Origin of the sequence: Pseudomonas sp. NPDC077649 (genome assembly GCF_044542855.1) — a bacterium.
In the GTDB taxonomy this organism is placed as follows: domain Bacteria; phylum Pseudomonadota; class Gammaproteobacteria; order Pseudomonadales; family Pseudomonadaceae; genus Aquipseudomonas.
The window spans coordinates 246156-259096 of the sequence record NZ_JBITVF010000001.1; the positions used below are offsets into that span (position 1 = coordinate 246156).

9 protein-coding genes are annotated in these 12941 nt (G+C 66.2%); 6 read left to right on the top strand and 3 right to left on the bottom strand.

The annotated features are described in order from the left end of the window. The first annotated feature begins 7 nt into the window (after positions 1-7). The 6 genes from aroB (at position 8) to ACIGFL_RS01110 (ending at position 10894) form a co-directional block, all read left to right on the top strand. A complete protein-coding gene (gene aroB, locus ACIGFL_RS01085) occupies positions 8-1111 on the top strand; it encodes a 3-dehydroquinate synthase (protein WP_397495839.1) in 1104 nt (367 codons plus the stop codon). Positions 1112-1121: 10 nt separating this feature from the next. Beyond that, the gene (locus tag ACIGFL_RS01090; RefSeq protein WP_397495840.1) at positions 1122-2684 is read left to right on the top strand and encodes an AAA family ATPase; all 1563 of its coding nucleotides are present in this window, start codon (positions 1122-1124) and stop codon (positions 2682-2684) included. Between the two features lie 237 nt (positions 2685-2921). After that, positions 2922-7370 (top strand): glutamate synthase large subunit, encoded by a 4449-nt coding sequence (gltB, locus tag ACIGFL_RS01095; protein WP_397495841.1) that lies wholly within the window; start codon positions 2922-2924, stop codon positions 7368-7370. A 34-nt stretch (positions 7371-7404) separates the two neighbouring features. Beyond that, the gene (locus tag ACIGFL_RS01100; RefSeq protein WP_397495842.1) at positions 7405-8823 is read left to right on the top strand and encodes an FAD-dependent oxidoreductase; all 1419 of its coding nucleotides are present in this window, start codon (positions 7405-7407) and stop codon (positions 8821-8823) included. A gap of 119 nt (positions 8824-8942) precedes the next feature. Next, positions 8943-10010 carry a uroporphyrinogen decarboxylase gene (hemE, locus tag ACIGFL_RS01105; RefSeq protein WP_397495843.1) on the top strand — a complete coding sequence of 356 codons (1068 nt, stop codon included), beginning with the start codon at positions 8943-8945 and terminating at the stop codon, positions 10008-10010. Positions 10011-10123: 113 nt separating this feature from the next. Then, positions 10124-10894, top strand: coding sequence for a ParA family protein (locus ACIGFL_RS01110; RefSeq protein WP_021442235.1), 771 nt, complete (start codon positions 10124-10126; stop codon positions 10892-10894). Between the two features lie 46 nt (positions 10895-10940). On the opposite strand, the gene ACIGFL_RS01115 is transcribed toward ACIGFL_RS01110, so the two are convergent. The 3 genes from ACIGFL_RS01115 to trxC form a co-directional block, all read right to left on the bottom strand. Further along, entirely contained in the window at positions 10941-11738 is a 798-nt protein-coding gene (locus tag ACIGFL_RS01115) for a universal stress protein (protein ID WP_021442234.1), read from the bottom strand. An 87-nt stretch (positions 11739-11825) separates the two neighbouring features. Then, positions 11826-12269, bottom strand: coding sequence for a YiiD C-terminal domain-containing protein (locus tag ACIGFL_RS01120; RefSeq protein WP_397495844.1), 444 nt, complete (start codon positions 12267-12269; stop codon positions 11826-11828). Positions 12270-12451: 182 nt separating this feature from the next. Further along, a complete protein-coding gene (gene trxC / locus ACIGFL_RS01125) occupies positions 12452-12886 on the bottom strand; it encodes a thioredoxin TrxC (protein ID WP_397495845.1) in 435 nt (144 codons plus the stop codon). Positions 12887-12941 lie beyond the last annotated feature (55 nt).

Below are 12941 nucleotides of genomic sequence, written 5' to 3' on the forward strand. Positions count from 1 at the left end.
GGGCCTCATGCAGACTCTTCACGTTGAACTCGGCGAGCGCAGCTATCCCATCTATATCGGCAGTGGTCTGCTGTCCCAGCCCGAGCTGCTGGCTCGGCATATAGGTGGGCGGCAGGTGGCGGTGGTGACCAACGAAACTGTCGCGCCGCTTTATCTGCAGGGCCTGTTGCAGTCCTTGGCGGGGTTCAATGTGGCCTCGGTGGTGTTGCCGGACGGCGAGGCGTTCAAAAACTGGGAGACCCTGCAGCTGATCTTCGACGGCCTGCTGACAGCGCGCCATGACCGGCGTACCACTGTGGTCGCTCTGGGCGGCGGGGTGATCGGCGACATGGCCGGTTTTGCCGCGGCCTGTTACCAGCGCGGTGTGGATTTCATTCAGGTGCCGACCACCCTGCTGTCGCAGGTCGATTCCTCGGTCGGCGGCAAGACCGGGATCAACCACCCGCTGGGCAAGAACATGATTGGCGCCTTCTACCAGCCCAAGGCGGTGCTGATCGACACGGCAAGCCTGAACACCTTGCCCGCACGTGAGCTCTCCGCCGGACTGGCGGAGGTGATCAAGTATGGACTGATCTGCGACGAGCCCTTCCTCGGCTGGCTCGAGGCCAATATGCCGGCGCTGCGCAGTCTGGATCAGGCGGCGCTGACCTATGCCATCGAGCGCTCCTGTGCGGCCAAGGCACGGGTGGTCGGTGCCGACGAGCGCGAGTCCGGCGTGCGGGCGACGCTGAACCTCGGCCATACCTTCGGTCATGCCATTGAGACCGAGCAGGGTTATGGCGTGTGGCTGCACGGCGAGGCGGTGTCCGCGGGCACCGTGATGGCGCTGGAGATGTCCCATCGCCTGGGCTGGTTGTCGGCGGCCGAGCGCGATCGCGGCGTCCGTCTGCTACAGGCGGCGGGTTTGCCGGTGGTACCGCCGCGGGACATGACCCCGGCGCAGTTTCTCGAACATATGGCGGTGGACAAGAAGGTGCTCGATGGCCAGTTGCGCCTGGTGCTGCTCAAGCGCCTAGGCGAGGCCGTGGTCACCGCCGACTACCCGCGTGAAATTCTCGACGCCACGCTGCGCAGCGACTACGCCGCGTTGGCTCAGTCGTTCAACTCTTGAAGAGTGATCCATGACCAGTCTGCATGCTGACGAAGCTTTCCTGGCGCATTACCAGTTCAGTCACGACCCCTTCGCGCCGCGGGTACCCGGCTTCAAGTTTTTTCCGGCGCAGCGCAAGCCGGTGCTGGGCCAGTTGCACCATCTGGCGCGTTATAGCCAGCTGTTGCTGGCGGTAGTCGGCCCGCAAGGCAGCGGCAAGACCCTGCTGCGCCAGGCGCTGGTCGCCAGCACCAACAAACAGGCGGTGCAGAGCATCGTGCTGGCCCAGGGCGTGGGCGGCAGCGACGCTCTGCTGCGCCAGGTCGCCCAGGGGCTGTCCGTGGCCCAGGCCGACCTGCGCTCGATCCTGGCGCAGGTCGCGCAGTTGGCGCTGACCGGCCAGGAGGTCTATCTGCTGATCGACGATGCCGATCATCTCGACGATGCCGCGCTGAAGACCGTGCTGGCGCTGGCGGCGGGCAATGGTGAGGGGCGTCCGCATGTGTTCCTGTTCGCCGAGCCCGAGCTGCTGGGGCGGCTGGAGGCCCTGGCCGGCGGCGAGGAGTGCTACCACGCCATCGAGCTGCAGCCCTACAACGAGGAGGAGACGCGCGATTATCTGGCGCAGCGCCTCGAGGGTGCCGGGCAGGGTATCGAGGTGCTGAACGAGGAGCAGATCGAGGAGATTCATCTGCGTTCCCAGGGGTGGCCGGGGGCGATCAACCAGGAGGCGCGCGAGCTGCTGGTGGAGCAGATGCTGGCGCAGCGCGCCTCCGGGCGGGGGGCGAGTGCTGGCTTCGCCTTGCCGAAGAAGCATCTGCTGGCGCTGGCCGTGGTGCTGGTCGGCGTCGCTGCGGCCTGGCTGATGCAAGGGCGCGAGGCGTCGGCACCGGCAACGGCGGAGATCACGGCGCCGCTGTCGCTGCAGCCTGCCGCTCCGGCGCCGGTGGTCGAGGCGCCTGCCGAGGCGCCGGTGGTCGAGAGCAAGGCGCCGGCCATCGAATTCGCCGGCGCCAGTCAGCCGCTGCCTCTGCCGTTGGTGGGGGAATCGCAGGCAGTGATTCGTCAGCCTCTGGCGGAAGCAGCGGGCGAGGAGCTGGATAGCTTCGAGCCGCCGGCCGCGCCCGTCGTGCCGGCGCCCTCGACAGTCGCGGCGCCGGCCGCTCCAATCGCTGCTGCACCTGCACCTGCACCTGCACCTGCACCTGCACCTGCGGTGCCCAAGCCGGCGGAAGTGGCGGTTGCCAAGCCCGCCGCGCCGGTCCCTGCGCCTGCTCCCGCTCCGGCCAAGCCCGCCCAGGGCGCTGCGGCAACGGGCGACTGGTACGCCCAGCAGCCGGCTTCGCGTTACGCCCTGCAGATTCTCGGCTCGCGCTCGGAGGCCAATATCCAGGCGCTGGTACGCGAAGGTGGCGGCGACTACCGCTACTTCAAGAAAGTGCACCAGGGCCAGCCGCTGTTCGTGCTGACCTATGGTAGTTTCGCCAGCCGCGATGCCGCCCAGGCGGCGGTCAAGACGCTGCCGGCCAAGCTGCAGGCGGGCAAGCCCTGGCCGCGCACCTTGGGCAGCATTCAGCAGGAAATGCGCCGCTAGCCCGCTGTTTCGGAGTGACCGTTGGGTCGTTAGCACGACCTGGCGGTCTTATCCTTCGTTTTCGCGACATAAGTTTTCATTGCCTCGTCACGAAGATTTGTGACGGCCTAGGCGGATATGTACAATGACCTCCCTTTTGCCTGCGCAAAGCTGGTGCATGCCCGTGCGTGCAAGGTAAGTGGTTGAATTAGAAAGCAATTTGCCTGAAGTCTAGGCAGCCTGGTGAGAGTTTCCCCTATGAAAGCAGGTTTGTACCGTCCTGATGAGTTCAAGGATAACTGCGGCTTCGGCTTGATCGCCCATATGCAAGGTGAGGCGAGCCATCACCTGCTGCAGACCGCCATTGAGGCCCTTACCTGCATGACCCACCGCGGCGGCATCAACGCCGACGGCAAGACCGGTGACGGCTGTGGTCTGCTGATCCAGAAACCGGATCTGTTCCTGCGCGCCGTGGCCCAGGAGTCTTTCGGCGTCGCACTGCCGACGCAGTATGCCGTGGGCATGGTGTTCTTCAACCAGGACCCGGCCAAGGCCGAGGCCGCCCGCGAGAACATGAACCGTGAGATCCTCGCGGCCGGCCTGCAGCTGATCGGCTGGCGCAAGGTGCCGATCGATACCAGCGTGCTCGGCCAGCTGGCACTGGAGCGTCTGCCGATCATCGAGCAGGTGTTCGTCGGCGGCGAAGGGCTGTCCGATCAGCAGTTCGCCATCAAGCTGTTCAGCGCCCGTCGCCGTTCCTCGGTGGCCAACGCCGCCGACGCCGATCACTACATCTGCAGCTTCTCGCACAAGACCATCATCTACAAAGGCCTGATGATGCCGGCGGACCTGCAGCAGTTCTACCCGGATCTGGGCGACGAGCGCCTGCAGACCGCGATCTGCGTGTTCCACCAGCGCTTCTCCACCAACACCCTGCCGAAATGGCCGCTGGCGCAGCCGTTCCGCTTCCTCGCCCACAACGGCGAGATCAACACCATCACCGGCAACCGCAACTGGGCTCAGGCCCGTCGCCTGAAGTTCGCCAACGAGTTGATCCCCGATCTGGAAGAGCTCGGCCCGCTGGTCAACCGCGTCGGCTCCGACTCCTCGAGCATGGACAACATGCTCGAGCTGATGGTCACCGGCGGCATCGACCTGTTCCGCGGCGTGCGCATGATCATTCCGCCGGCCTGGCAGAACGTCGAGACCATGGACGCCGACCTGCGCGCGTTCTACGAATACAACTCCATGCACATGGAGCCCTGGGACGGTCCGGCCGGCGTGGTGCTGACCGACGGTCGCCATGCCGTGTGCCTGCTCGACCGCAACGGCCTGCGTCCGGCGCGCTGGGTCACCACCAGCAACGGCTACATCACCCTGGCGTCGGAAATCGGCGTGTGGGACTACAAGCCGGAAGACGTCATCGCCAAGGGCCGCGTCGGCCCGGGGCAGATCCTCGCCGTCGATACCGAGACCGGCCAGGTGCTGTCCACCGACGACATCGACAACCGCCTGAAATCGCGCCACCCCTACAAGCAGTGGCTGCGCAAGCACGCCCAGCGCATCCAGGCCACCCTGGAAGACCGCGACCACGGCTCGCCCTTCTACGACCCGGACCAGCTCAAGCAGTACATGAAGATGTTCCAGGTCACCTTCGAGGAGCGTGACCAGGTGCTGCGCCCGCTCGGCGAGCAGGGCCAGGAGGCGGTCGGCTCGATGGGCGACGACACCCCGATGGCGGTGCTCAGCCAGCGCGTGCGTTCGCCCTACGACTATTTCCGCCAGCAGTTCGCCCAGGTCACCAACCCGCCGATCGACCCGCTGCGCGAAGCCATCGTCATGTCCCTGGAGATCTGCCTCGGCGCCGAGCGCAACATCTTCCAGGAGTCGCCCGAGCATGCCGCCCGCGTCATCCTCAGCAGCCCGGTGATCTCCCCGGCCAAGTGGCGCGCGCTGATGAACCTGGATCGCCCGGGCTTCGAGCGCCAGCTGATCGACATGAACTACGACGAGTCGATCGGTCTGGAGGCCGCCGTACGCAACATGGCCGACCAGGCCGAGGAGGCGGTGCGCAGTGGCAAGGTACTGCTGGTGCTGTCCGACCGCCACATCGCCCCGGGCAAGCTGCCGGCGCATGCCGCGCTGGTCACCGGCGCCGTGCATCACCGCCTGACCGAGAAGGGCCTGCGCTGCGACTGCAACATCCTGGTCGAGACCGCCACCGCGCGCGATCCGCACCACTATGCGGTGCTGCTGGGCTTCGGCGCCTCGGCGGTGTATCCGTTCCTGGCCTATGAAGTGCTGGGCGACCTGATCCGCACCGGCGAAGTGCTGGGCGATCTGTACGAAGTGTTCAAGCATTACCGCAAGGGCATCTCCAAGGGCCTGCTGAAGATCCTGTCGAAGATGGGCATCTCCACCGTCGCCTCCTACCGCGGCGCCCAGCTGTTCGAGGCCGTCGGCCTGGCCGACGAGGTCACCGAGCTGTGCTTCCGCGGCGTCGCCAGCCGCATCCAGGGCGCGCGCTTCGTCGACATCGAGAGCGAGCAGAAGCTGCTGTCGGCCGAGGCCTGGAACAACCGCAAGGCCATCCAGCAGGGCGGTCTGCTCAAGTTCGTCTACGGCGGCGAGTACCACGCCTATAACCCGGACGTGGTCAGCACCCTGCAGGCCGCCGTGCAGCAGGGCAGCTACGCCAAGTACAAGGAATACTCGGCGCTGGTGGACAACCGCCCGGTGTCGATGATCCGCGACCTGCTCAAGGTCAAGACCGCCGAGCAGCCGCTGGCGCTGGATCAGGTCGAGCCGCTGGAGGCCATCCTCAAGCGCTTCGACTCCGCCGGCATCTCCCTCGGCGCGCTGTCGCCGGAGGCTCATGAGGCCATCGCCGAGGCGATGAACCGCCTCGGTGCGCGCTCCAACTCCGGCGAGGGCGGCGAAGACCCGGCCCGCTACGGCACCGTGCGCAGCTCGAAGATCAAGCAGGTGGCCACCGGCCGCTTCGGCGTCACCCCGGAATACCTGGTCAACGCCGAAGTGCTGCAGATCAAGGTGGCCCAGGGCGCCAAGCCCGGCGAGGGCGGCCAGCTGCCGGGCGGCAAGGTCAACGGGCTGATCGCCCGCCTGCGCTACGCGGTGCCGGGCGTGACCCTGATCTCGCCGCCGCCGCACCACGACATCTACTCGATCGAGGACCTGGCGCAGCTGATCTATGACCTCAAGCAGGTCAACCCGGCCGCGCTGGTGTCGGTCAAGCTGGTGGCCGAGGCCGGTGTCGGCACCATCGCCGCCGGCGTGGCCAAGGCCTATGCCGACCTGATCACCATCTCCGGCTACGACGGCGGCACCGGCGCCTCGCCGCTGACCTCCATCCGCTACGCCGGCGCGCCCTGGGAACTGGGCCTGGCCGAGACCCACCAGACCCTGCGCGGCAACGACCTGCGCGGCAAGGTGCGGGTGCAGACCGACGGCGGCCTGAAGACCGGCCTCGACGTGATCAAGGCGGCCATCCTCGGCGCCGAGAGCTTCGGCTTCGGCACCGCGCCGATGATCGCCCTGGGCTGCAAGTACCTGCGTATCTGCCACCTGAACAACTGCGCCACCGGCGTGGCCACGCAGAACGACAAGCTGCGCAAGGACCACTTCATCGGTACCGTCGAGATGGTGATGAACTTCTTCACCTACGTCGCCGAGGAAACCCGCGAGTGGCTGGCCAAGCTCGGCGTGTCGAGCCTGGAGCAGTTGATCGGGCGCACCGATCTGCTCGAGATGCTGCCGGGCGAGACCGCCAAGCAGGGCAACCTGGACCTGTCCCCGCTGCTCGCCAGCGCGCATATCCCGGCCGACAAGCCGCAGTTCTGCCAGGTGGAGAAGAACCCGCCATTCGACCAGGGCGAGCTGGCCGAGAAGATGGTCGAGCTGGCCAGGTCGGCGATCGACGGCCGCAGCGGCGGCGAGTTCGAGCTGGACATCTGCAACTGCGACCGCTCCATCGGCGCACGCGTGTCCGGCGAGATCGCCAAGCTGCACGGCAACCAGGGCATGAACGACGCGCCGATCACCTTCCGCTTCAAGGGCACTGCGGGGCAGAGCTTCGGCGTATGGAACGCCGGCGGCCTCAACCTGCACCTGGAAGGCGACGCCAACGACTACGTCGGCAAGGGCATGACCGCCGGCAAGCTGGTGATAGTGCCGCCCAAGGGCAGCCCGTTCGCCACCCAGGACTCGGCCATCATCGGCAACACCTGCCTGTACGGCGCCACCGGCGGCAAGCTGTTCGCCGCCGGCACCGCCGGCGAGCGTTTCGCCGTGCGCAACTCCGGCGCCCATGCGGTGGTGGAAGGCGTGGGCGACCACTGCTGCGAGTACATGACCGGTGGCTTCGTCTGCGTACTGGGCAAGACCGGCTATAACTTCGGTTCCGGCATGACCGGCGGCTTCGCCTACGTGCTCGACCTGGACAACGGCTTCTACGACCGCGTCAACCACGAGCTGGTGGAAATCCAGCGCATCAACAGCGAAGCCATGGAGGCCTACCGTAGCCACCTGCAGCGCGTCCTCGCCGAATACGTCGAGGAAACCGCCAGCGAATGGGGTCGCAACCTGCTGGAAAACCTGGACGACTATCTGCGCAAGTTCTGGCTGGTCAAGCCGAAAGCCGCGAGCCTGAAGTCGCTGCTGTCCAGCACCCGTGCCAACCCGCAATAAGAATGCGCCTGAAGTGGTTTGATGAGGTAATGCAATGACTGAACGTCTGAATAACGACTTCCAGTTCATCGAAGTCGGGCGCAAAGACCCGAAGAAGAAACTGCTGCGTCAGCGCAAGAAGGAATTCGTCGAGATCTACGACAACTTCAAGCCGGCGCAAGCTGCAGACCAGGCGCATCGCTGCCTGGGCTGCGGCAACCCCTATTGCGAATGGAAGTGCCCGGTGCACAACTTCATTCCCAACTGGCTCAAGCTGGTGTCCGAGGGCAACATCCTCGCCGCCGCCGAGCTCTCGCACCAGACCAACACCCTGCCGGAAGTCTGCGGCCGCGTGTGCCCGCAGGATCGCCTGTGCGAGGGTGCCTGCACCCTCAACGACGGCTTCGGCGCGGTGACCATCGGTTCGGTGGAGAAGTACATCACCGACACGGCGTTTGCCATGGGCTGGCGCCCGGACATGTCCAAGGTCAAGCCGACCGGCAAGCGTGTCGCGGTGATCGGCGCCGGCCCGGCTGGCCTGGGCTGCGCCGACGTGCTGGTGCGCAACGGCGTGACCCCGGTGGTGTTCGACAAGAACCCGGAAATCGGCGGCCTGCTGACCTTCGGCATCCCCGAGTTCAAGCTGGAAAAGATCGTGATGAGCCGTCGTCGCGAAGTCTTCAGCGGCATGGGCATCGAGTTCCGCCTGAACACCGAGATCGGTAAGGACGTGACCATGCAGCAGCTGCTGGATGAGTACGATGCCGTGTTCATGGGCATGGGCACCTACACCTACATGAAGGGCGGCTTCCCCGGCGAAGACCTGCCGGGCGTGCACGATGCGCTGGACTTCCTGATCGCCAACGTCAACCGCAACCTGGGCTTCGAGAAGTCGCCGGAAGACTTCGTCGACATGAAGGGCAAGCGCGTGGTGGTGCTCGGCGGCGGCGACACCGCGATGGACTGCAACCGTACCTCCATCCGTCAGGGTGCCAAGGCGGTGACCTGTGCCTACCGCCGCGACGAAGAGAACATGCCGGGCTCGCGCAAGGAAGTGAAGAACGCCAAGGAAGAGGGCGTGAAGTTCCTGTTCAACCGCCAGCCTATTGCGATTGTGGGTGAGGATAAGGTGGAAGGCGTCAAGGTGGTCGAGACCCGTCTCGGCGAGCCGGATGCCCGCGGCCGCCGCAGCCCCGAGCCGATCCCGGGCTCCGAGGAGATCATCCCGGCCGAGGCCGTATTGATCGCCTTCGGTTTCCGTCCGAGCCCGGCGCCCTGGTTCGAGCAGTTCGAGATCCAGACCGACAGCCAGGGCCGCGTGGTGGCGCCGGAGCAGAACCAGTTCAAGCACCAGACCAGCAACCCGAAGATCTTCGCCGGTGGCGACATGGTGCGCGGTTCGGACCTGGTGGTGACGGCGATCTTCGAAGGGCGCAACGCCGCCGAAGGTATCCTCGACTACCTGGGCGTCTGATCGATTGCGTCAGGGCCTGCCCGCGACAAATTGACCCGATGGACAAAAGGCACGGCACTCGCCGTGCCTTTTGTTTGGCGCTCTGCGAAAATGCCCGCACTTTTTTCTAGGACTCTGCCATGACCGCCCTGAAGAACGATCGCTTCCTTCGCGCCCTGCTCAAGCAACCCGTGGACGTCACCCCGGTGTGGATGATGCGCCAGGCCGGTCGTTACCTGCCGGAATACCGCGCCACCCGCGCCAAGGCGGGTAACTTCGTCAACCTGATGAAGAACCCGGAACTGGCCTGCGAAGTCACCATCCAGCCGCTGGACCGCTACCCGCAGCTGGATGCGGCGATCCTCTTCTCTGACATCCTCACCATTCCCGATGCCATGGGCCAGGGCCTGTATTTCGAGACCGGAGAAGGCCCGCGGTTCAAGAAGGTGGTGAGCAGCCTGGCCGATATCGAGGCGCTGCCGATCCCGGATGCCGAGCAGGACCTGGGCTACGTGATGGACGCGGTGCGCGGCATCCGCCGCGAGCTGAACGGCCGCGTGCCGCTGATCGGCTTCTCCGGCAGCCCCTGGACCCTGGCCACCTATATGGTCGAAGGCGGCTCCAGCAAGGATTTTCGCAAGTCCAAGGCGATGCTCTACGACAACCCCCAGGCCATGCACGCGCTGCTCGACAAGCTGGCCCAGGCGGCCACCGCCTACCTCAACGGGCAGATCAAGGCCGGCGCCCAGGCGGTGCAGATCTTCGATTCCTGGGGCGGTTCGCTGTCGGCGGCGGCCTATCAGGAATTCTCCCTGGCCTATATGCGGAAGATAGTCGACGGCCTGATCCGCGAACACGATGGCCGCCCTGTGCCGGTGATCCTGTTCACCAAGGGCGGCGGCCTGTGGCTGGAATCCATGGCCGATAGCGGCGCCGAGGCCCTGGGCCTGGACTGGACCTGCGATATCGGCAGCGCCCGCGCTCGCGTCGGCGCCAAGGTGGCGCTGCAGGGCAATATGGACCCGAGCGTGCTGTACGCCAACCCGGCGGCGATCCGTGCCGAGGTGGCGCGCATCCTCGCCGCCTATGGGCAGGGCAGCGGCCATGTGTTCAACCTCGGCCACGGCATCACCCCGGAGGTCGACCCGGCCCATGCCGGCGCCTTCTTCGAGGCGGTGCACGAGCTGTCGGCGCAGTACCACCAGTAAGCAGAACAGGGGCCGCGCAAGCGGCCTCTTTGCTATCGGCCGGGCAAGCTCCTCGCGCTTGTCACGGGCTTTGCATAGAATCCAAGGCCATCTGAGGCTCAGGGAGGTGTGAGATGCGGCGTGTGGTGTTCAACCAGAAAGGCGGCGTGGGCAAGTCCAGCATCGCCTGCAACCTGGCGGCGGTCAGCGCGTCTCAGGGCTATCGCACCCTGCTGATCGACCTCGACAGCCAGGCCAACTCGACCCATTACCTCACCGGCCTGACCGGCGAGGACATTCCCATGGGCATCGCCGACTTCTTCAAGCAGACCCTGGCCAGCGGTCCCTTCGCCAAGAAGGGCAAGGTGGACATCTACGAGACGCCGTTCGACAACCTGCACGTGGTCACCGCCACCGCCGAGCTGGCCGAGCTGCAACCCAAGCTGGAGCAGAAGCACAAGATCAACAAGCTGCGCAAACTGCTCGACGAGCTGGCCGAGGACTACGACCAGATCTACCTGGATACCCCGCCGGCGCTTAATTTCTACACGGTTTCCGCGCTGATCGCGGCCGATCGCGTGCTGATCCCCTTCGATTGCGACAGCTTCTCGCGTAATGCCCTGTACGGCCTGCTGGCTGAGATCGAGGAGCTCAAGGACGATCACAACGACGGCCTGGAGGTGGAGGGCATAGTGGTCAACCAGTTCCAGCCGCGTGCGACCCTGCCGCAGCAGCTGCTCGACGAGCTGATTGCCGAGGGCCTGCCGGTGCTGCCGGTGAACCTGATGAGCTCGGTGAAGATGCGCGAATCGCACCAGGTGTGCACACCGCTGATCCATCTGGATGCGCGGCACAAGCTGACCCAGCAGTTCGTCGAACTGCACGACCTGCTCAACGCCGGTTGAGAATGAAAAAGGCGCCTGGAGGCGCCTTTTTCGTTTGTCGCTGGCCTTAACGCACCACAAATACGTCGCACGGCGCCTTGTGCAGAAAATGCTGCGCCAGGCTGCCGAGCAGGGCCTGGGACAGCGCGCTGCGGCCGTGGCTGCCGAGCACCAGCAGCTCGCTGCGGCGGGTTTTGATCTGCTCCTGCAGGCAGCGCAGGATGCCGCCCTGGATCACCTCGTGAGTCAGCGTCGGGCCGCCGGGCGGCAGGTTCTGCGCCTCGTCCTGCAGCAGTTGGTCGATCAGCCCCTGCTGGGTCTGCAGTTGCAGCTGCACCTCCTTGGGCGTGCCCTTGTCCGGCTCGAACACATGCAGGGCGTGCAGCTCGGCGTCGCCCGGCAGCAGGCGATAGGCCTGGCCGAGGGCGCTGCAGGCGCACAGGGAGAAGTCGATGGCGGCCAGGGCGTGTCGGTAGGGGGCGAAGTCGTTGCGCGCCACCAGCAGCAGCGGCACCGTACAACGGCGGGCGATGCGATCCAGGCTGGTGCCGGAGAAGAAATCGTGGCGCTGGTGGTGGCCGCCGAGCACCAGCAGGTCGCAGCCGCTGTCCTGCACCTCCTGCAGCACCACCTCCGAGGGCTTGCCGCTGAGCATGCGCAGCTCGCTGCCGGGTGGGGCGTACTGGGTCAGGCTGCGGTCCAGCGCCTGGCGCGCCTTCTCGTGCTGCTCGCTGCTCTGGCTGGGGTCGAGCACGTGCAGCAGGGTCAGGCGGGCACCGTGCTGGCGGGCGAGTTGGGTGGCGCGGCACAGGGCCATGTCGGCGGTGTCGCGCAGGTCGTGGGCGATAAGAATGTGATGGAACATGGCGACGGCTCTCCTGCCGATACCAGTCGGCAATTTTATTGTGCCTGTTCAATTAGCCGTTCTTTTGACTTATGGCAAGGTCGAGGCTCAGCGTAACCGCAATTGGTAATGCCCGCGACTCTCGGCGACCACCTCGCCGGCGCCGTCGGTCAGCTGCAGGTCGAGCTGGTACTCGGCCTTGCCCAGGCGTCCGGCCTCGTCCTCCAGGCGGGCGATCTCGGCCGCACTCAGGCGCGCCTCGACCCGGATGTCGCCGCTGGCCGGGCGCCGGAATCTCAGGTTCATCTCCTTGACCAGCGGGTAGAAGCGTTCCACATCGAAGCTGGTGAGAAACAGCGCGCCGCCGGGAATCTCCGCCAGGGTGAACAGCGCACCGGCGTACATGCTGCCGATATGGTTCTGGTTGCCGGCCAGCGGCATGCGCAGGCGCACGAAGCCGGGTTCGAGCACCTCGGCCTTTAGGCCGCTGCGCTGGACGAAGGCGATCTGCTGTTCGGTGAGCTGGCAGGCGAGTTCCATGGACAGGGGCATGGCGCGACTCCTTGGCGACGGTCTGTCCAGACTAAGGCTTGGTGCGGCCCGTGCAATTGACCGCAGCGCCCCGGCGGACTGACCGAACCGCTCAGGCCCTGTCAGTGATCGCTCGCGGATGGCATCCGGGCTACGCGCTAATCTGCGGGGCCGTAGCCTGGGTGAAACCCGGGGGGAGTCGCTCAGATGCCCTGCTGGCGCAGCCAGCTCAGCAGCTGCGGCAGCGGCAGGGCGCCGCTCTGCCGCGCCACCTCCACGCCGCCCTTGAACAGCAGCAGGCTGGGAATCGAGCGGATGCCCAGTTGCCCGGCCAGCTGCGGGTTGCCCTCGCTGTCCAGCTTGCCCAGGCGGCAGCGGCCCTGCAGCTGGCTGGCGGCCTGGGCGAAGGTCGGCGCGAAGGCCTGGCAGGGCCCGCACCAGGCGGCCCAGACGTCCACCAACAGCGGCAGCTCGCCCTTGAGCTGGCCGGCGAAGTTACTTTGCGTCAGTTCGATGGGCGCGGCCGGCAGCAACTCGGCCTTGCAGCGCCCGCAGCGCGGGGCGTCGCCCAGGCGCGCGGCGGGGATGCGGTTGAGGCCGTTGCAGTGCGGGCAGGGAATCAGCAGGGGATCGGACATGACGGCGGGCTCCGTGGGACATGTCCGCTAGATGGAGCCGCCGCCGCTCGATATC

Bases quoted from the DNA above. Each gene is read 5' to 3' on its own strand.
- aroB (WP_397495839.1), top strand. From the start codon at position 8: ATGCAGACTCTTCACGTTGAACTCGGCGAGCGCAGCTATCCCATCTAT.
- ACIGFL_RS01090 (WP_397495840.1), top strand. From the start codon at position 1,122: ATGACCAGTCTGCATGCTGACGAAGCTTTCCTGGCGCATTACCAGTTC.
- gltB (WP_397495841.1), top strand. From the start codon at position 2,922: ATGAAAGCAGGTTTGTACCGTCCTGATGAGTTCAAGGATAACTGCGGC.
- ACIGFL_RS01100 (WP_397495842.1), top strand. From the start codon at position 7,405: ATGACTGAACGTCTGAATAACGACTTCCAGTTCATCGAAGTCGGGCGC.
- hemE (WP_397495843.1), top strand. From the start codon at position 8,943: ATGACCGCCCTGAAGAACGATCGCTTCCTTCGCGCCCTGCTCAAGCAA.
- ACIGFL_RS01110 (WP_021442235.1), top strand. From the start codon at position 10,124: ATGCGGCGTGTGGTGTTCAACCAGAAAGGCGGCGTGGGCAAGTCCAGC.
- ACIGFL_RS01115 (WP_021442234.1), bottom strand. From the start codon at position 11,738: ATGTTCCATCACATTCTTATCGCCCACGACCTGCGCGACACCGCCGAC.
- ACIGFL_RS01120 (WP_397495844.1), bottom strand. From the start codon at position 12,269: ATGCCCCTGTCCATGGAACTCGCCTGCCAGCTCACCGAACAGCAGATC.
- trxC (WP_397495845.1), bottom strand. From the start codon at position 12,886: ATGTCCGATCCCCTGCTGATTCCCTGCCCGCACTGCAACGGCCTCAAC.